This window comes from Streptococcus sp. 53 (assembly GCF_013276565.1).
Classification (GTDB): Bacteria; Bacillota; Bacilli; order Lactobacillales; family Streptococcaceae; genus Streptococcus.
On the sequence record NZ_VMLG01000014.1, the window covers coordinates 26128 to 43725 of the forward strand.

General features: G+C 41.1%; 22 protein-coding genes. 3 read left to right on the top strand and 19 right to left on the bottom strand.

Going from position 1 to position 17598, the window contains the following annotated elements:
- Window position 1: 1 nt before the first annotated feature.
- The 14 genes from HT722_RS05415 to HT722_RS05480 form a co-directional block, all read right to left on the bottom strand.
- Entirely contained in the window at window positions 2-301 is a 300-nt protein-coding gene (locus HT722_RS05415; RefSeq protein ID WP_001041390.1) for a YlxQ-related RNA-binding protein, read from the bottom strand.
- A complete protein-coding gene (locus HT722_RS05420) occupies window positions 294-587 on the bottom strand; it encodes a YlxR family protein (protein WP_000857562.1) in 294 nt (97 codons plus the stop codon). The genes HT722_RS05415 and HT722_RS05420 overlap by 8 nt, the downstream gene beginning before the upstream one ends.
- Before the next feature lie 21 nt (window positions 588-608).
- Entirely contained in the window at window positions 609-1745 is a 1137-nt protein-coding gene (nusA, locus tag HT722_RS05425) for a transcription termination factor NusA (protein WP_000032274.1), read from the bottom strand.
- Window positions 1746-1788: 43 nt separating this feature from the next.
- Window positions 1789-2268 (bottom strand): ribosome maturation factor RimP, encoded by a 480-nt coding sequence (gene rimP, locus HT722_RS05430; protein ID WP_173212737.1) that lies wholly within the window; start codon window positions 2266-2268, stop codon window positions 1789-1791.
- Between the two features lie 126 nt (window positions 2269-2394).
- Window positions 2395-3030 carry a tRNA (guanosine(46)-N7)-methyltransferase TrmB gene (gene trmB / locus HT722_RS05435; RefSeq protein ID WP_001266094.1) on the bottom strand — a complete coding sequence of 212 codons (636 nt, stop codon included), beginning with the start codon at window positions 3028-3030 and terminating at the stop codon, window positions 2395-2397.
- Window positions 3027-3821, bottom strand: a complete 795-nt coding sequence (locus HT722_RS05440) for a phosphotransferase family protein (protein ID WP_000363005.1) — start codon at window positions 3819-3821, stop codon at window positions 3027-3029. The genes trmB and HT722_RS05440 overlap by 4 nt, the downstream gene beginning before the upstream one ends.
- A 160-nt stretch (window positions 3822-3981) precedes the next feature.
- Window positions 3982-4593 carry a type II CAAX endopeptidase family protein gene (locus HT722_RS05445; RefSeq protein ID WP_173277949.1) on the bottom strand — a complete coding sequence of 204 codons (612 nt, stop codon included), beginning with the start codon at window positions 4591-4593 and terminating at the stop codon, window positions 3982-3984.
- A 29-nt stretch (window positions 4594-4622) separates the two neighbouring features.
- Window positions 4623-4871 (bottom strand): immunity protein BlpZ, encoded by a 249-nt coding sequence (blpZ, locus tag HT722_RS05450; RefSeq protein WP_173277951.1) that lies wholly within the window; start codon window positions 4869-4871, stop codon window positions 4623-4625.
- Between the two features lie 41 nt (window positions 4872-4912).
- Complete coding sequence (locus tag HT722_RS05455; RefSeq protein ID WP_173277953.1) at window positions 4913-5602, bottom strand: CPBP family intramembrane glutamic endopeptidase; 690 nt, start codon at window positions 5600-5602, stop codon at window positions 4913-4915.
- A gap of 63 nt (window positions 5603-5665) precedes the next feature.
- Window positions 5666-6049 carry an immunity protein gene (locus tag HT722_RS05460; RefSeq protein WP_173277955.1) on the bottom strand — a complete coding sequence of 128 codons (384 nt, stop codon included), beginning with the start codon at window positions 6047-6049 and terminating at the stop codon, window positions 5666-5668.
- Window positions 6050-6131: 82 nt separating this feature from the next.
- Complete coding sequence (locus HT722_RS05465; RefSeq protein WP_173277957.1) at window positions 6132-6536, bottom strand: immunity protein; 405 nt, start codon at window positions 6534-6536, stop codon at window positions 6132-6134.
- A gap of 370 nt (window positions 6537-6906) precedes the next feature.
- Window positions 6907-7263 (bottom strand): hypothetical protein, encoded by a 357-nt coding sequence (locus HT722_RS05470; RefSeq protein WP_173277959.1) that lies wholly within the window; start codon window positions 7261-7263, stop codon window positions 6907-6909.
- A gap of 68 nt (window positions 7264-7331) precedes the next feature.
- The gene (locus tag HT722_RS05475) at window positions 7332-8681 is read right to left on the bottom strand and encodes a sensor histidine kinase (RefSeq protein WP_173234444.1); all 1350 of its coding nucleotides are present in this window, start codon (window positions 8679-8681) and stop codon (window positions 7332-7334) included.
- 13 nt (window positions 8682-8694) lie between these two features.
- Entirely contained in the window at window positions 8695-9432 is a 738-nt protein-coding gene (locus HT722_RS05480) for a LytTR family DNA-binding domain-containing protein (protein ID WP_173234442.1), read from the bottom strand.
- A gap of 295 nt (window positions 9433-9727) precedes the next feature.
- Here HT722_RS05480 and HT722_RS05485 point away from each other — a divergent pair, with 295 nt between their 5' ends.
- Window positions 9728-10057: a helicase BlpT gene (locus tag HT722_RS05485; protein ID WP_173234440.1), complete on the top strand. Its 330-nt coding sequence runs from the start codon at window positions 9728-9730 to the stop codon at window positions 10055-10057.
- A 61-nt stretch (window positions 10058-10118) separates the two neighbouring features.
- Here the strand turns inward: HT722_RS05485 and HT722_RS05490 are convergent, their stop codons facing one another.
- The gene (locus tag HT722_RS05490; protein ID WP_173277961.1) at window positions 10119-11168 is read right to left on the bottom strand and encodes an ABC transporter permease; all 1050 of its coding nucleotides are present in this window, start codon (window positions 11166-11168) and stop codon (window positions 10119-10121) included.
- Complete coding sequence (locus tag HT722_RS05495; protein WP_173234436.1) at window positions 11165-11896, bottom strand: ABC transporter ATP-binding protein; 732 nt, start codon at window positions 11894-11896, stop codon at window positions 11165-11167. The genes HT722_RS05490 and HT722_RS05495 overlap by 4 nt, the downstream gene beginning before the upstream one ends.
- A 67-nt stretch (window positions 11897-11963) precedes the next feature.
- Here HT722_RS05495 and HT722_RS05500 point away from each other — a divergent pair, with 67 nt between their 5' ends.
- On the top strand, window positions 11964-12374 hold the full coding sequence (locus HT722_RS05500; RefSeq protein ID WP_050275810.1) for an HIT family protein: 411 nt from the start codon (window positions 11964-11966) through the stop codon (window positions 12372-12374).
- Between the two features lie 9 nt (window positions 12375-12383).
- A complete protein-coding gene (locus HT722_RS05505; protein WP_173234434.1) occupies window positions 12384-12671 on the top strand; it encodes a hypothetical protein in 288 nt (95 codons plus the stop codon).
- A 394-nt stretch (window positions 12672-13065) separates the two neighbouring features.
- Here the strand turns inward: HT722_RS05505 and dnaJ are convergent, their stop codons facing one another.
- From dnaJ to grpE, 3 genes are all read right to left on the bottom strand, one after another.
- Entirely contained in the window at window positions 13066-14205 is a 1140-nt protein-coding gene (gene dnaJ, locus HT722_RS05510) for a molecular chaperone DnaJ (RefSeq protein ID WP_173277963.1), read from the bottom strand.
- A 549-nt stretch (window positions 14206-14754) separates the two neighbouring features.
- Complete coding sequence (gene dnaK, locus HT722_RS05515; RefSeq protein WP_173277965.1) at window positions 14755-16578, bottom strand: molecular chaperone DnaK; 1824 nt, start codon at window positions 16576-16578, stop codon at window positions 14755-14757.
- 480 nt (window positions 16579-17058) lie between these two features.
- The gene (gene grpE / locus HT722_RS05520; RefSeq protein WP_173277967.1) at window positions 17059-17583 is read right to left on the bottom strand and encodes a nucleotide exchange factor GrpE; all 525 of its coding nucleotides are present in this window, start codon (window positions 17581-17583) and stop codon (window positions 17059-17061) included.
- Between the last annotated feature and the right edge of the window lie 15 nt (window positions 17584-17598).

A 17598-nucleotide genomic window follows, 5' to 3' on the forward strand; every position in this document is an offset into this window, starting at 1 on the left:
TCTATTCCATAAGAGACCTCATTTTCTTTGTAAATCCAGCATCTGTCACAGCCAAAACTTTTCTTGATTTTCCGACTGCTATGCTTAATTCCAGTGTTGAAAACACGGTTACAATTTCTACTTGATAATAATGACTTTTATCTTGAATCTTCTTGGTTAGATTGGGTCCAGCATCATGGGCTAGAAAGACCAACTTGGCCTTGCCATCTTGAATCGCTTTAACGACCAATTCTTCACCCGATATAATCCGCCCTGCTCTCTGAGCAAGTCCCAAGAGATTGCTTATCTTTTGCTTATTCAAGTCCTAACTCTCTTCTTTTCACTTTGTGATCCACATAAGCGATCAACTCGTCATAAAAGCTTTCTTCCACTTCCATGCTAAAGCTGCGGTTAAAGACCTTCTTCTTTTTCGCCTCTAGGGCTTCTGCATTGTCTAGCTTGATATAAGCGCCGCGGCCATTGGCCTTGCCTGTAGGATCAATAAAGACTTGTCCTTCCTTGTTCTTGACAATGCGGAGCAAATCACGCTTATCAATCACTTCGTTAGACACAACAGACTTGCGCAAAGGGATTTTTCTTGTTTTCATCTTTCCCTCCTCTAGCAGCTTTTATTCTTCTACAGTATCGTTTTCTGCTTCCAAATCTACCGAACCAGCTTCTTCCATGGCTTCAAATTCGCTAGCAGACTTGATGTCGATACGGTAACCAGTCAAGTGAGCCGCCAAGCGAACATTTTGTCCACGACGACCAATGGCAAGAGAAAGCTTGTTATCAGGAACAACTACCAAGGCACGTTTGCTGTCGTTTTCGTCAAAGATAACTTGGTCAACCTCAGCAGGAGCGATGGCATTGTAGATAAATTCAGCTGGATCTGCTACCCACTCGATAACGTCGATATTTTCTTCGATTGGTACCATACGGTCATTTTTAGCATCGTAGCGAGCTGGGTGGAATTTGCTAGTAATCTTCTTGATATTGGCTCCACCGCGTCCAACGATTGTACCGATAGCGTCCACGTTTGGATTGTGGCTGCGAACGGCAACCTTCGTACGGTCACCAGCTTCACGAGCCACGCTCATGATTTCAACAGTTCCATCATAAACTTCTGGAATTTCTTGCTCCATCAAACGTTTAATCATTTCTGGATGGCTACGGCTAACAAAGACGTTGACACCACGAGGGTTGTCTTCAACCTTGTAAACATAAACTTCGATACGATCATGGGAAGCAAAAACTTCTCCAGGAATTTGGTCTTGTTTTGACAATTGGGCTTCGATGCTACCAAGGTTGACATAGATAAAGCGGTTGTCAAAGCGTTCTACTGTACCAGACATGATTTCTTGCTCATGCTCTTTGTAAGTATTGTAAGTAATGGCACGTGTTTGCTTGCGCATTTTTTCCATGATAGTTTGTTTGGCAGATTGGGCTGCTACACGACCAAACTCAGCAGGCGCTTCTTCAAACTTGATTTTGTCACCAAGTTCATAGGCTGAATTGATGGCAAGAGCATCTTTCAAGCTGATTTCCAAACGGCTATCAAATACTTCATCAACAACTTCACGGACAGTATAAACTGTAAAGTCACCTGTTTTTTCGTTGAAGTCAATAGCTACGCTGTCTGATTGACCATAGCGTCTGCGATAAGCGGAACGAAGCGACTCTACTACTGCGTCGATGATGTCTTCTTTTTTGATTCCCTTGTCTTCTTCCAAAATGCGGAAGGCCTCTAGCATTTCTTTACTCATGTTTTCTTCACTTTTGAATCCTCAAAAGCTATCCTTTCTTTTTCTATAATTTAACTGCTAAACGTGCTTTTGATACTAAACTGTATGGAATTTGGACAGTTTTCTTACGTGTCTTGTCCATATATTCCATAGTCAACTCATCCTCTTCGAAGGCCAACAAGGTTCCTTCAAAGACCTTTTGCTTATCGATGGCTTGGTAGAGCCCGACATGGATGTATTTCCCAACCGCTCCAGCGACGGCATCTTTGTTTTTCAAAGGACGTTCCAAGCCTGGACTGGTGATTTCTAGGAAATATTGTTCTGGGAAGGGATCTGGCTTGATGGTGTCTAGGACAGGACTGATCATTTCTGTCAAATCCGCCGTGTCGTTCAAGGTAATTCCTTCAGGTTTATCTACAAAAATACTGAGAATCATGTCACTGCCAATCTTTCCATACTCGATATCCACGAGTTCGAAAGGAGCTTCTATGACAGGTTCTACAACTTCTCTGACTAATTCTACGATTGTTGCGATTGCGTCCACCTCCTCATAAGCAAGAGGCGAAGATATTTCCCCGCCTCTCTTTCTCATATTCTTACTCTTAGTATAGCACGTTTGCCAACTTATGTAAAGCAAAAGCACTTATACAGCCTGATTTCAGGCTAATTCTTAAAATTCTGCCTCAACTCGGTAGATAACTTGACCCTTGTTGGAGAATTTTTGCTCGTATTCTGTCATGACATTGCCTTCAAAATCACTGGCATGTAAATCAAGCCAGACACCATTGAGCTTCATGCCATACTGAGAAAAGCTAACTAGGCTGTACTCAAACAAGCCACGGTTATCCGTCTTGAAATGAATTTCTCCATTTTCAGGCAAGATACGTTTGAAGGTATCCAAAAAGGTCTTGTAGGTCAAACGACGCTTTTCATGGCGTTTTTTAGGCCAAGGATCTGAAAAGTTCAGATACAAGCGATCAATCTCACCGTCTTCAAAATAGTCGGTCAAGTCAGAACCATCTACCCACAAAAGCTTAATATTAGGTACTCCAACTTCAAGCACCTTGTCCAAAGCATAGCTCAAAACAGACTTTTGAATATCAATCCCGATATAGTTGATGTCAGGGTTTTGCTTGGCCATACCTGAAACAAAGGCACCCTTTCCACTTCCAACTTCCACATGAATGGGATTATCATTGCCAAACAAGTCCCGCCATTTCCCCTTAGCTTCTAAGGGATTGAGGACCACATACTGGGGATTTGCCTCTAGTAATTCTGTCGCCCCTTTACGATTTCTAACTCTCATCTTCTCTTTCCATACTTGTCTCGGAAGTGACGCAAGCCATGAATCTCCCGATTGACATTTTCTAAATCTTGGTTCATATAATACTTGGAAATCTGGCTCAAATAAGACAATTGACCATACCAATACAATTTATTTAATACCGTCTGATTGTACTTGTAACCGTAGTAGGTCAACCATTCCTTCCACTGATGTTCTGGAATATAATGGCAGAGCATATGGGCCACATCAAACATGCGGTCGGTCAAGCGAACCGAATCCCAATCCACCAAATAAATCAAGCCACTGTCTGTCTCAATCCAATTACTATGTCGTACATCTCCATGGACAATGGTCGCATAGTCCTCTCTAAATCCTGGAATAGTCTGACGTAAATCAGCCATCACTTCACTGATAAAATGATTTTTACGCAAAGCATCTGGAGCCGTTTCTTGCCAAGACTGTAGTAAATCTACAGGTGTTTCCATGGCATAGCCCAACCGACTCAACTGTGTCATCAAAGGACGTGAGCGATGAAGACGGGTTAAAATATTGACGATTTGTTTACGATTCATATCATAGGGGGTCAATATCTTGCCTGTCAACCATTCTTGAGCACACATATCACGCCCATCTGCCAAACGGCGACTCCATAATAATTGTGGAGCAATTTGTTCTCTAGCTAGACCAGGTAGGATTGGAGAGGTGTTCATTTTTACAAAGATACGCTTCCCATCAGGATAGCTACCCATATAAGCCTTACCACTTTTTCCAGGTATGGGAGTCAGTGTTAGCTCATTATCACCCAAATCCATTTCTTTCCTCCGTATAAAGTTTCCTTACTATTCTACTAGTTTTTGGCCTATTCGTCAACCGCTCCACGCCCGATTCTCAAAGAAAAGCCTCTGGATTGGCTTGGGTATCATTATAGAAAGAAAAAGGCAAGCACCGTCTTCTGCTTACCTTTCATGATTTTTATAAATAATATAAGAGTGGCCAAGCATTGTAAAACATGTGAACTAGAGTAGAAACCCATAGGTTTTGGCTCTTTTTATAGGCAAAGCCCAGCAACAAGCCCCCAAGTAGATAAAAAATAAACGAAGGGACATTAGAAGGTCCATGCATAAAAGAAAAGAGAGAGGAAGTTAGCACAAGCCCTAACCAAGAATTGTCAAAAACCGCACCTTGAAGAAGTCCTCTGAAAATGAGTTCCTCCTGGATTGGTCCAAAAACTGAGGTAATCAAAATCAAAGACAGGGAAATTCCTCTGCTGACTTCCGCCAAGTGTTGAACTCCTGCGCCAGAAGAAACAGCGAAGAAATGAATATAAACCAGCGTCTCAAGCACACTTAGAAGAAAGATTGCAATGAAAAGCAAAAGGTCTTTCTTGCTTAACATCCCAAAAGAAATCATTTCAAACTTTCTAGCATAAACAACACTCAGCGAGGTTACTAGAAGACTTACAATAATCAATTCAGATTCATTTTGAAAAAAATCCCCGTGGTTAATCGTATAAGGAACTGTAATGACGATTAGTAGTACTAAAAATCCAAAACACAAGGCATGAAATTTATCAAAAAACTCCATAAAACTATCCTCCTCACCAAACAGACTTCCTACGCGTCATCCTTTAGCTCTAGTCTTTCCAAAACAAACCATTTGAGTAACCAAAATCCGACCACATAGCCAGCCCCTAAGAATATAGCCATTAAAGCTAGCATGGGATTTAGGAAATAAAAGGCCACAACAGATACAAAGGTTAGCACAAAAACATTAAAGGCAATGGTGTCAGAAGCCAAGACCAGAATATAGGGTGTCAACCAGTCTAAGGTTTTTGAATCTAGGAAAAATAAGTGTTTATACATGATAACCTCCTCTATGGCTGAAAAGCAATCCTTTGGTTTTTTTACCCCAAGACCCTATGTAGAAAAGTCAGCAAAAATGGTAAGTTTGCGATGATATTATTAACAATATGAATCAAATAAGAAGGATAGATACTCTTCGTATAACGTGTTAGACAGGCAAATAGACAGCCCACTGCCGTATAGACAAGAATATCTGCGAGACTTGGTAAGCTAGAAAAGTGGGGCAAGGCAAATAAGAATGACGGAAAGAGAAGATCCAGCCCCCACCTCGAATTCTTAAAGAAGGCATGTTGAAGCAGTCCTCTACACACCAATTCTTCCATCAGAGGTCCTAGCACGATTAAGGTTAGGTAAACACCAAACTCCGCAAAATTGGTCTCACTATAGGCAATAAACAAATTCCAACCTTCATTGGTCCCCTGAACGTGTCTAGCTGTCAGATAGTTAAAGCAGATAAGTACAACAGCGGCTAGCACCGTCAGAATAGAATAACTCAACCACTTTTTCCTAGGGACGCGAAAGAGATAAGCATGGCCCGACCTGACCAAAATCCAAATCATCAAGCAGATAAAGAGAAGGCTGATGATGTTTCGAATCCAGATAAGATTTCCTACCCAAGACGAGAACTCCCAATAATTGCTCCAAAATTTGGTTGTCCAAAACAATCCGAAAAACAGGAACAAATAAGAAAGAATTGCACTCGTTTTGAAAAGAATAGAGTGTCTTTTCATATAACTCCTCCTACTATCTACAAGGCAGGATGGCTCACCTTGTCAGGCTCTATTACTACAAGATTAAGAAGACAGCTTGTTCTTTTTAAGGCTAACCTGACTACTAGATAATAGATACATTAAGGCATTAAAGACAATGAAAATATGTCCATAGAATAAAATCAACCTCGCATCCAAACCAAGATAAAGTTTGACCATCAAAAAGATGAGCAAAAGAATTTGAAACCATAAGGTTTTTCCAAAAATAAATTTCAAGCGATTTCGAATATCTACTTCCTTGATTTTTACCGCCACCCCTTTATTAGCAAGAAGGAAAACGCCTGCTTCAAATAATCCACTGTAGAGAACAATCCACCCAATCGATACATTAGAGATTTGTAAAAATTTCCCTAAAAGAATATTCAACACACTACTCAAGAAAATAACAAAAAATAATCTGTATTTCATATTAAATACCTCCATTCATTTATTTCACGAACTTTTTAATAGAGCCTTCTACTCAAATATCCTGATAAAAGAGGAAGGCAAGCTACTTTTTATAATACTTCAAGCCCCAAATAAGTAGAAGCATGATAAGCAAGCAGAGAATAGCGCCAATATAGGCAATTAATTGTTGGTAGAATTCTCCTGCTGCGATACCTCTATACAAACAAATAATAGACATAAAGCCTGTCAAGCCGATATACATGAGTTGATTGGTTCTAGGACTAACCAAATCATCATCTTCAAATTCTCTTATCCTCATTTCCCTAGTGAGGTAAACAGTGACCAAAATAGAAGCCAAGTTGATAACCACTAAGAGAAATTGGAAAACTAAGGAAAAATTTAAAAACTGACGAGATAGAAATAGATAAGTGGAGACAAGTAAGGGCAACTGACCTAGGAACAATCTCGCAAGGAAGATGTTCCGTTTTTTAGCAAGAAAAGTTTTCATTTCTTTGCTCCTTTCTTTTTAGTTAAAGCAACATAGATCACAACCGCAATCATATAGGCTATGGTATAAAATAACTGATACCAAATACTCTCCCTAAGCGGATAAAGAAAGATGGACATAATCAGATACAAGATGAAAATGATAAGTATTTTTCTCTTCATAAAATTTCCTCCTAAATGTATGCTTTATCTTAGTTTAGCTACACCCTTTACACTGCTAGTATAGCACTCATTTTATCCTTGGATCACTCAAATCATAAATGGTCATCAAAACATCTTGAATTGTAAAAAATTTAAAAGCAAGCATGAAAAACATACTTGCCCTGGGGAACTTGACAATATGAAAATACAAAATAGAAAACTACTCACCCTCACTTCCGTATGTTCTCATATATTCTCATAATCGCAACAAGGATAGCAGCTGTCCCACTTGCCAAAGCGATAAGGGTAATGATAATGTTGAGGATTTCAGGCGTACTCCCTATTCTGTTGATAAGACGAAGTAGGGATATAACTGTCAACTGAATCAGGAGTATTGATTCTACTCTTACCAATGAAGTCAGTTGGTTTTCAACTGCATATAAAAAGACTGGTAACATAACACAGGCTATAGCAATCACAAACAGATTGCTCCCTGTTTCTTCTCCCTTGTTCACCACGGAAATCATGAGAAGATTCGACGCTATAATCAACGTAGAACAGATGACAAAATAGGATTTCTTATTCATTTAATATACCTCGCATACTATAGTATTTTAATTGATGACTTTGGGCAGTACTTCTTTCAACAAATCTTCTAATCATCAACTGACATCGAGTGAATTGTTAAAACCTGACGAAAGACTTGATTTTGGCAGGTGGTATTGAGACTGGTATTGGGATGGCTTTCCACAATTTTCATGACGGTATAGAGACCAACTCCTCTCTCCTCCCCTTTAGAACTTGCTCCAAAGGAGAAGATTTCAGAAATATCGATGCCCTCTTCTTTGATGGAGTTTTCGATGATAAAGGTCTCCTGTGCCCCATTTTTTAAAAAGGCGATTGAAACATGAGGTTGACAGGCTTCTACACTAGCTTCAATAGCATTGTCACAAAGGATAGACACAATGGTTAGAAAATCAAGCAAGCTCATCCCCTCGACCTGAATCTCCTCTGGAACTTCGACATTAAAGACAATCTTCTTATCTCTGGCTTTTAGAAATTTCCCTGCTAGGAGACTTTTGAGGGCTTTATCACGAACATTCACGAGTCGTCCAAGGTCATATTTATTGTCCTGCAATTTTTCACTGGAATCCTTTAAGACGGAGTCGTAGACCTCTTTTATCTGCTCCATATCCTCCTCTTCGATGCCCAGACGTAAGCTGGTTAAGAGGTTAGTGTAGTCATGGCGAAAGCTCCGGACTTCCTTGTAAAGTTCCTCTATATGCCGACTATATCGCTCCATATCTCTGTAGCGCAAGGCCTGCTCTTGGTCCAATCTCTCATGGAGTTTGTCCTTCAAATAGGTATCCAGTTTCTTGATAATCCCCATAAAAAAGAGCAAGTAAAACACTAGAATCAGATGGCGAACAGTCGTTGATTGAATACCTTGTTCATATTCAAAGAAAGACAGACTTTGCATCACTAGATAATAAGCCCCCATTATCCAGTTAATCCTGGTCAGGGACTTTTGAAAACCTTTATCGAGAATCTCCTTTCTCAAGTTAGTGAAATCATAGTCCAACCATTTCAAAAAGACTAAAACTATGAAGCAAACGAATATCGTCATCAATAAAAAGATAGGATTGCTACCTTTATCTACAATTTCTTGTCCCCAAAATGGAAGCACAAAATAGGAGACCCCTCTATAAAAGAGATTCACCAATATAATTGGAAAGAGACCATAAAAGAAAAGGAGTTTTTTAGGAAGCCCTCTTAACAGTAAGAAAGACAAACCTATACCGTACAAGGGTTCCATAAAATAAGATAGATAATCATTTCCTACTATATAGCTAATCATTACAAAAACAACTGCCAAAAGTAGCTTAAAAAGAAAGGCCTTAAAAATTCTCTCAAAATTGAGACCAATTCCATCTACCTTAAAGAAAATAACAATTTTTAGCCCATTAGTAATAAGCGTATACAATAATATCCAAGCAATATTCATAAACTCTCCTAGCTCAATGCAAGTTATTGATAGCTTCAGATACTTCCCTGACCTTATAACGCGCGATTAGACAGCTTCCACCATTGGGAAAGAAAAGGAGTTTTTCTTTCTTATCCAAACGAACCACATTGGCAGGATTGATGAGAAATGAGCGGTGGCACTGCAAGAGACGAGGTTCCTGCTTGAAAACCTCCTCTAAACTCGCCGTAAATTCCAGCCTGTCCGTCTTGGTATAGAGAATAACACGATGGGCTCTGGGCGATGTTTCGAGATAATAAACCTCTTTAAAAGGATACTGGAATTGGGCAAATTTTGATTTAAAGTAAAAACAATCTTCCGCCAGACTTTTACTATCTTGACTATTGGCATAGAGGAGGGCTGTCTCGATACGAGATTCAAACTCCTCTGCTGACAAGGCCTTATCAATGTAGTCCAAAGCAGACACTTGGTAGCGAAAAGACAGGGGCATAAACTCTGAGTGAGTCGTCACAAAGACGATGAGAGCATAAGGATCCCAATCCCGAATCTTTCTAGCCACTTCCAGACCCTTCATCTCCTCATTTCGAATCTCAATGTCCAAAAAGAATAGTTGATGGGCTCCCTTCTCATGCACCTCTGCCAGCAGCTGGTCTGGCTTGCCAAATACCTCAAAAGAGCTAGGAATGATCTGATGTTCTTGCAAGAGTTTCTCAATCGTCGTTTCAATCCTAGTCTGTTGGGAAAAATCATCTTCTAAAACAAATATTCTCATCTTCTTACTCTCCTTGTTTCGATTTCTTCCTAAAAAGAGAATAGCAAAAATACTATGATACAAGCCCACCAAATCCTAAACAGACCTTTAACGCTCCTGAAGGGTAGCTTGTTCCTCAAATAAGCATGATAATCTTACAACTATTTTATCATAAAATCTTAACAGTACCATTCAGGAAATTTCAAGAACAATTAAAGATTTGATGGTGAAAAAGGAGATAAAAGTGATAGACTGACAGTATCAAAATACAGTTGCTAGAACCAAGACTAGCACCCAGATTAGAGGAGGAATTCTCATGACAGATACAGACCCCATCAAAAGAGCTCAGACTTTGATTACTGACTTAAACAAAGCCTACCAAGCATGCAAACAGGCAACCGCTGACGACGTCCGCTTTCAGGAGCAATTAAACTCTATTCTTGGCTTTCTAGCTAAGGCTGAAACAGTGGATAATCGAGTCTTGATTGAACTGGAAAAATTCTACCAGACTTCCAGTCTTCTCATGGGACTCAGCGCTCTCAATCCAGACGCTCCAACTCGCGCCGCTTGGCGGACCTATGACCGCTTCCACTTTGACCAAGTCAAGACCAAGTTGAGTCTCTACGGACCAACCATTATCCTGTAGAAAATAAAAGAAGTTGAGACAAACTGAACTCAACTTCTTTTTTAGTGTCATATAAGAAATGTTAGTCCTGCATCTGACGTTTTACCTGATAAGGTAGGTACAAAACTTGTAAAACCAAACCAGCTCCCAGTAAGGCTAGAAGGGCTAGTTTTTCTTGGAAGGTAATCAACCCAACAACTAATTCCACAAGTAAAACAAAACTGGTCAATCCTCGGACTACAGCCTGTAAGCCTTTTTCCTTTTGCCCCTTGTCCAGTGGAAAGAGTTGGGTCAAATACTGGTAGTCAAAGGCATGATAGAGGCCCAGCAACTGGAAGAGCAAGAGGTAGTTAAAGAGAACTACCACTGCTGTCGCAATCCAAGCTTGCTCGATAAAGACCTGCGCCAGCAAGGAAAGCAAGAGCAGACGAAGGCTGAGGGCAAAGATGTCTCCATTTCGCAAATAAGAACGCAGATAGAGATTTTGCCAAATCTTTCCAGGCACCTTCTGAACAGCCTTTAGGATAAAGTCCAGATAGGCACGACGCTTGACGCTGTTTGAAATTCCCTTGACCTGCGTAAAGAGGGCAAAGAAACGAAGCAAGACTTGCTTACGCTTGCTTTCTTGAGAAATAACATAGTCCCAGTCCAGTCTATTTTCAGTGAAAAATTTGCTGGCCTTTTGACGAAAGAGGAAATATTTACCTAACCCAAACAAAAGCACATAGATTAGGAAGTCAGGCAAACCATAACCCATTGCCAAAAATAGGGGCGCAAATAAAAGCAAGAAAAGGGTCTGTACAAAGAGCCAAAAGACTAGGGAAATGCCAGTTTGACGCTTGAGATGGAGTTTGATTTCCTCTTCTCCGACCAAGAGAAAGAGCTTGTCTGGAGCCTCCATATAGGTGGCAATTCCTCCCCAAAGCAAAAGTAAAACAGACGTAATTCCTACAAATAAAAGGATAGGCCAATGATTTTCAGGAAAATGTTGTAAGAGTTGACTGTATTGGTAGGCTAGAAAGCCCAGCAGAACAAGCAGGAACAAGACAAAGTGGTCATTGAGAACATAGCGCAAATAACCAAGACACTCCTTACGAAAAGCCTGCTTTCTCTTTAAAAACAAGTCTTTCATAGCTCCTCCTCTTTGGTCAGAGCCAAGTAAATATCATTCAAACTAGCCTCAGGCATATCAAAGGCTTCGCGCAGTTGCGCTAAATTCCCCTTGGCACGCACTTCCCCTTTGTGAAGAATGACAAAAGCATCACACATCTTCTCAGCCGAATCCAGCACGTGGGTACTCATGAGAATGGACTTGCCTTTTTGCTTTTCCACTTCCAAAAGCTGAATCAAGTCCGCAATAGCCAGCGGATCAAGACCAAGGAAAGGCTCATCCACGATGAAGAGACTCGGATCCACCACAAAAGCACAGATAATCATGACCTTTTGCTTCATCCCTTTTGAAAAATGAACAGGGAACCAATCTAATTTCTGGTCCAGACGGAACATTTTTAACAAAGGTTCCACTCGATCAAAAGCCACTTTCTGGTCAATACCATAAGCCATAGCAACCGTTTCGATATGCTCTCTGAGGGTCAATTCCTCATACAGACTAGGTGTCTCAGGAATGTAGCCAATCTGCTTGCGGTAGCTAGTCGCGTCTTCTTGCAAGGTCAAGCCATTGATATTGATGGAACCACTATAAGGTGTCAACAGACCGATAATCTCATTGATAGTCGTCGATTTACCAGCACCATTGAGACCAATCAAACCGACCAACTGCCCACTTTCAACAGTAAAGGACACATCTTTCAAGACAGGGACATGAACATAACCACCTGTCAGGTTTTTAATTTCTAACATATTTTCTCCAAATCTGGTATAATGTAGCTATATTATATCAAAATTCAATACAGTAGAGGTAGATTTTATGTCAGATTGCATTTTTTGTAAAATCATCGCAGGGGAAATTCCTGCTTCAAAAGTATACGAAGATGAGCAGGTTCTTGCCTTTCTTGATATCTCTCAAGTGACACCAGGACATACCTTGGTCGTGCCAAAAGAACACTATCGCAATCTTTTGGAAATGAACGCTACTAGCGCCAGCCAACTCTTTGCCCAAGTACCAAAAGTAGCTCAAAAAGTCATGAAAGCTACCAAGGCTGCTGGTATGAATATCATTGCCAACTGTGAAGAAATCGCAGGACAAACCGTCTTTCATACCCACGTTCACCTCGTGCCTCGCTACAGTGCAGACGATGACCTCAAGATTGATTTTATCGCCCACGAACCAGACTTTGACAAACTTGCTCAAGTTGCTGAAACTATCAAAAACGCCTAAGGAGTTGCCATGAAATTATCCAACCTACTGTTATTTGCAGGAGCTGCAGCTGGAAGTTATCTGATCACAAAAAATCGCCAAACCATCACAGATGAAGTCTTGAATACCACTGACCGCGTTCAAGCTATCAAGGATGATGTGGATATTATCCAAAACAGCCTGCAAATCATCGACCAACAAAAAGAACTCATCAAGGAATACCAAGAAGACCTGACTTACAAGTTTAAGGTCTTGGAAAAAGATATCCAGACTAGACTAGCTGTGATCAAAGAAACACAGGAACTTAAAGATAAGTAAAAAGAGCCAATCGGCTCTTTTTTAAAAGGTAAACAAGTTATATCCCATCAACTATACATCATAATTTAGAAAACTCATACTCAATAAAAATCAAAGGGCAAACTAGAAAGCTAGACGCAGGTAGTACTTGAGTACGACAAGTCGACGCTGACGTGGTTTGAAGAGATTTTTGAAGAGTATCATTCACCGTTTCATAACTAAATCGAAGACTTTCCCAGACTTTCCGCCGTAATGAAAACACCTGAAATAGCTTGGTTTCAGGTGTTCGGAAACTTTGAGACCTAGGCTCAAAGTTTAGGTATGGAACTTCGAAGAAGGGCGCTACCGTCCGTCATTACTTAAGGAAAGTCTTAAAAAATCTATAAACAAAAAGAGCTCATCGGCTCTTTTTACTTTATTCTCCATCAAAGGCATCTTTAATATGGTCAAAGAAGCCTTTTTTCTTTGGATTGACTTTTAAATCACCTGCAGCTGCGAATTCTTTCAAGGCTACTTTTTGACGGTCGTTCAAGCCTGTCGGTGTTACGACATTAACGGTAACGTATTGGTCACCAACAGCACCACCACGAAGACTCGGAGCTCCCTTACCACGTAAACGGAATTTCTTACCAGTCTGAGTTCCCTCTGGGATAACCAATTCAACATCACCGTGAACAGTTGGAATATCAACTGTATCACCAAGAGCTGCTTGGACAAAGTTAAGGTTCAGATTATAGAAGATAGTGGTTCCTTCACGTTCAAATTTATCGCTGGCTTCCACAGAAACCACTACATACAAGTCCCCATAAGGTCCACCGTTAAATCCTGCTTCACCTTGACCTGCTAGGCGAATTTGTTGACCTGTTTCCACACCAGCAGGAATTTTCACATGTACGCTATGCGCTTGTTTTTCATGCCCTGTTCCATGACAGGTTATACATGGATCTTTGATTTCTTTTCCGCGACCATGACAGACATCACAGGTTACTTGGCGACGCATCATACCAAGCGGAGTCTGTGTATCGACGTTAATGACACCAGCACCATGACAGCGTCCACAAGTGACTGGACTTGTTCCTGGCTTAGCACCTGAGCCATTACATGTACTACAGCTTGCTTCACGATTGTACTTAACCTCTTTTTCAGCTCCAAAAATAGCTTCTTCAAAAGTCAAATTCACACGATACTGGAGGTCATCCCCCTGACGAGGAGCATTTGGATTGCGTGAAGCACCGCCTCCGCCGAAGAAACTTGAGAAGATATCTTCAAAACCACCGAAGCCTCCTGCCCCATTGAAACCGCCAGCTCCACCACCAAAGCCTCCAAAGCCACCGTTGGCTCCAGCAGCACCATATTGGTCATAGGCTGCACGTTTTTGATCGTCACTCAAAGTCTCATAGGCTTCTTGAACTTCCTTGTACTTTTCCTCAGCACCAGGCTCCTTGTTGATATCTGGGTGGTATTTTTTGGAAAGCTTACGATAAGCCTTTTTGATTTCGTCTGCCGAAGCGTTTTTTGACACCCCCAGACGATCATAAAATTCAGTATTGTTCATAATTCAAGATACAAAGGGCGTCAAACGGACACAGCCAAAATAGGGGTTTTGACGACGGACGCTTGCGTCCTAGAAAAAACTATCTTTTTGGCACAGTCCGTAGCCCGTGTTCAATTCCCTGAACACCTTTGTTCCTTTCTATTGATATTTTGAATCAAACCTCGATTTAGGTCAGGTTCAATTCCTTTCTGTTATATTGAGTAAGAAATTTGGGAACCCGTGTTCAATTACTCGAACACTCCTTGTTCCTTTCTATTGATGTTCTGAATCGAACCACCATTTAGGTCGGGTTCAATTCCTGTATTTCATATTGATGAGACAAACCCCAAATAAATCAGGTTTAGACCCTTTTTATCGAAAAACAGAGGCTGGGTTGCAACCTCTGGATTTCTTCCTATCATTACGACGTTCGAGTTTTAAAAATCAAACTGGTAATGCTAAATCGAGCACTCCCTAACCTCTTGGTGAAAAAGACAAATCTTTCTAGAAACTAAAGTTTCTGCGTCAGATTTCCTATTTTCACTGTGAGGTTTTAACGGGCTTTGCATCTTATTTTTCCGTAAACTCTCCGTCTACGACGTCATCGCCTGCGTTTCCTGTTGCTTGTGCGCCTTCTGCTCCTGCTTGAGCTTGTTGGGCTGCTGCGGCTTGTTCGTAGAGTTTAACAGCAAGGCCTTGAGCTTTTTCATTCAATGCTTCAAGTTTTGCTTTCATATCGTCCAAGTTGTTGTCTTCTTGAGCTTTCTTAAGGTCATCAAGGGCAGCTTGGGCAGCGTCACGTTCTGCGTCGAATCCTTTGCCTTCAGTTTCCTTGATTGTCTTTTCAGTCGCAAAGATCGCTTGGTCTACTTCGTTACGAAGGTCAACTTCTTCTTTACGTTTCTTATCTGCTTCAGCGTTTGCTTCTGCATCTTTCATCATGCGGTCGATTTCTTCATCAGTCAAACCTGAGTTAGATTGGATAACAATTGTTTGTTCTTTTTGAGTTCCAAGGTCTTTGGCCTTAACAGACACGATACCGTTCTTGTCGATGTCAAATGTTACTTCGATTTGAGGAATTCCACGAGGTGCAGCTGGAATATCTGTCAATTGGAAGCGTCCAAGAGTCTTGTTATCTGCTGCCATTGGGCGTTCACCTTGAAGAACGTGGATATCAACGGCTGGTTGGTTGTCTGCCGCAGTTGAGAAGACTTGTGATTTAGATGTTGGAATAGTTGTGTTGCGGTCGATGAGTTTTGTGAAGACACCACCCATTGTTTCGATACCAAGTGACAATGGTGTTACGTCAAGAAGGACTACGTCTTTGACATCACCAGTAATCACACCACCTTGGATAGCCGCACCCATAGCAACTACTTCGTCAGGGTTCACTGATTTGTTTGGTTCTTTACCAGTTTCAGCCTTAACAGCTTCTACAACGGCTGGGATACGAGTTGAACCACCAACAAGGATAACTTCGTCGATTTCTGACAAGCTCAAACCTGCATCTGAAAGTGCTTGACGAACTGGAACTTTTGTACGTTCTACAAGGTCACGAGTCAAATCGTCAAATTTCGCACGAGTCAAGGTCATTTCCAAGTGAAGAGGTCCAGCCTCACCAGCAGTGATAAATGGCAAGCTGATTTGAGTTGAAGTTACACCAGAAAGGTCTTTCTTCGCTTTTTCAGCTGCATCTTTCAAACGTTGCATTGCCATCTTGTCAGTAGACAAGTTAATACCGTTTTCTTTCTTGAATTCTGCTACCAAGTGGTCAATGATTTTTTGGTCAAAGTCGTCACCACCAAGTTTGTTGTCCCCTGCAGTTGACAATACGTCGAAGACACCGTCACCCAATTCAAGGATAGAGACGTCGAATGTACCACCACCAAGGTCAAATACCAAGATTTTTTCTTCTTTATCAGTCTTGTCCAAACCGTAAGCAAGAGCGGCTGCAGTTGGTTCGTTGACAATACGTTCTACTTCAAGACCAGCGATTTTACCAGCGTCTTTTGTTGCTTGACGTTGAGCGTCGTTGAAGTAAGCAGGAACTGTGATAACTGCTTTGGTTACTTTTTCACCAAGGTAGTCTTCAGCGTAGCCTTTCAAGTATTGAAGGATCATAGCTGAGATTTCTTGTGGAGTGTATTCTTTTCCATTTGCAGAAACTTTTTCAGAAGTTCCCATCTTAGATTTGATAGAGATAACTGTATCTGGGTTTGTAACTGCTTGACGTTTTGCAGCGTCACCAACGATGATTTCGCCGTTTTTAAATGATACTACAGATGGAGTTGTGCGGTTTCCTTCTGGGTTTGCGATGATTTTGCTTTCAGTTCCTTCAAGAACTGCAACTGCTGAGTTTGTTGTACCTAAGTCAATACCGATAATTTTAGACATGTGTTTTTCTCCTTAAATTTTATATTCTATTTTTCTTTTTGACACTCTTCTTAAGTGGCGGCGCCGTCAGAGCTTGACCTCGTCAATCTCTTTGACTAAACTTTGAGCCTAAGGTCTCAAAGTTTGCGCAAATAGCGCCACGGCGAAGAGTATCGTCTTTGGTTCGCTTCGCTCACTATTGCAAAGCTGAACTACTTTTTTATCTTTCTTCATAGTTTAGTGTCGTTTCGGACAAGTTTTCTATTATGTAAATTGCGACACGAGGAGTCGAAATCGATTTTATTTCGACGACGAGTTAGTAAGGAGGCTAGGCAAACGCCATAGCGATTGCCGTTTTCTGACGAGTTGCTTTAGCTACCGTCAGAATTGCCTAATCGAACACGCCCTAAGCTCTGAGTAAAAAAGATAGATTTTCTTGTGTTCATCGAACACTTCGTCAATCTCCTATTTTTACTGTGAGCTTTTTACGGGCTTTGTATCCTAATTATAAACCACCACCATGGCTGGGCGTAGGATACGGTCATGGAGTTTGTAGCCTTTTTGGAATACTTGGGCGATGGTATCTGCTGGGTGTTCATCGTCTGCTGGGAGAGTTTGGATAGCCATATGGTAGTTATGGTCAAATTCGCCGTCAGCTGCGATTTCTTCGATTCCTTCTTCTTTCAAAGCGTGAATCAAGCTTTCTTGCACCATCTCCAATCCTTTTTTAACGTCGTCTGTCAAACCTTCAACTGCAAGTGCGCGCTCAAGGTTGTCGAGCGATGGTAAGATTGCTTTTGCCAAGTCTTGGCTACGATAACGTTGCAAATTTTGACGCTCTTCATTGGCACGGCGTTGGATATTTTGCATTTCTGCATGAGCACGAAGGTATTTGTTCTCGAACTCATCTGCACGTTCATTTGCCAAGTCCAACTCAGATTTCTCAGGAGTCGTTTCTTCAGTTGTTTCCACAACTTCCTCTTCTTGGACTTCTTCTACTTCTTCATTTTTTATATCTTGGACCATTTTCGCCTCCTTTAA